Here is a 1,547-nt window from a genome sequence, read left to right on the forward strand (position 1 = left end):
TCGAACAGCAGCATCTGCGAGCAGCTAAACTCTCAATCACGGCATGAGCCCCTGTGCCCACACTCCGGGGGACGCCTCATATCGGCGCTGCACCCTCCCTGGTGCAGCGCCGATCGCGTTCACGAGCCTGTCGGTATCACCAGGGGCACCGACTTGTTCTAGCTCTCCAGAACAAGCGCCTTCCGCCCGAGCACCGCGTACATCGTTCCCCTGGAGGGGAAAGCCGCAGGTAGCACGGTGCGTACGGGCATTCCCGGGGTGGAGCTCCGCGTGCCGCCCGCCCGGGGGCCGGCCGTCGCGGTAGGAGTGGGGGATGACGTACGACTTCGGCCACTACTTCACCCGGGAGCTGAGCAACCGCTTCGGCCCGGACCCTGACAGCTGGCCCGCGACCGCGGAGCGGGTGACCCCGTTCCTCGCGATCGTCGTGGACGCCCTGGGCGTGGACGAGGGCCTGCGCTGGTTCGAGGCGGCCCGCACGGCCCACCTGCGCGTGACCGAGGCGGAGCGTGACCGCAGCTACAACTTCGGCTTCGCCCGCTACCTCGACTTGGCGACCGGGGCGCACGAGGACGTCACCCTTCCCGTGATGGCGGCCTTCGAGGCTCTGAAGGCCGCGTACACGGTCGCCCGCCACGAGGACAGCACGGACGTGTACTTCGAGTACGCGGCGCAGGCGTGCTCACGTCTGGGCGCCGCACGCCGCGAGCGCGTGCAGCAGCTGGAGCAGGGCCGGGAGAGGCAAGCGGCCGCTGCACAGTGAGGCCCGCCTTGCTGCACGAGCAGCACCCGTGTGCCGCCCGGGTCGGGCGATGCTGCACCGAGCGCGGGACGGACCGGTACAGCACCCGGTCTTGCACCCTTCTGCTGCCCTTGCACCCTTCACCACCAGGAGCAGCAGCACGTGCAGCACAGCGGGCAGCAGGCCGGAGGGTGCAAGGCGGCGGCTGGTGCCGGAGACCTTCGCCGGGAGACCGCCGGGGGCCGTGCGAGCGGGCCGGGGTCGGGCGGCGTCTTGCACCCCAATGTTGTTAGGTACTTGTAGTACCTATGTGCGGGTAGAACTCTCTCCCCCCCCCTGAGAGCGGAGCTCGCGGCCGGGGAGCGAGAACGCCAGCGCCGGAGACGAACTGCGGGACGTCGGCCGGCGCACTGCGGAGGCCCCGTGGTCGCACGAAGCGCTGTACGCCGCTGTGATGGCGTGAGAGGCCCGCGATCGTCGCTCGGGAGTCCGGAAGAGTCCGGAACGGCTCAGAGCGCCACAGGGAGCCGCACAGCGCCGGGAAGGATCATCTGCGCCCCGGGCTGAACGCGCCATGGCGCGTCCCGTCCGGCCGTGCGATTACTGCGCACCCGAGCCATGGACCGCATTGCCCATCCGCGACAGCGAGGTTTTCCACAGCCTCGACTACCGGTACCTCGCCTGCGGCGGATGACAAGCGCGCACCCGTCATCAGGTCAGTCAGTCCTAGTAGTGCTTGGTCAGGTTGGTATCGGCTCTGGCATGTTGCGGTGACAGGTGGGGCAGGCGCCGGTCCAGACCGCGA

1 protein-coding gene is annotated in these 1,547 nt (G+C 69.6%); it reads left to right on the forward strand.

What is annotated here, in order from left to right; translation table 11 throughout:
* The first annotated feature begins 313 nt into the window (after positions 1-313).
* Entirely contained in the window at positions 314-763 is a 450-nt protein-coding gene (locus LCE31_RS39515) for a hypothetical protein (protein WP_225023110.1), read from the forward strand.
* Positions 764-1,547: the final 784 nt, after the last annotated feature.

Source organism: Streptomyces sp. 8L, assembly GCF_020176795.1.
Classification (GTDB): domain Bacteria; phylum Actinomycetota; class Actinomycetes; order Streptomycetales; family Streptomycetaceae; genus Streptomyces.

Excerpts from the sequence above, each read along its gene's own strand:
- LCE31_RS39515 (WP_225023110.1), top strand. The coding sequence starts at position 314 with ATGACGTACGACTTCGGCCACTACTTCACCCGGGAGCTGAGCAACCGC.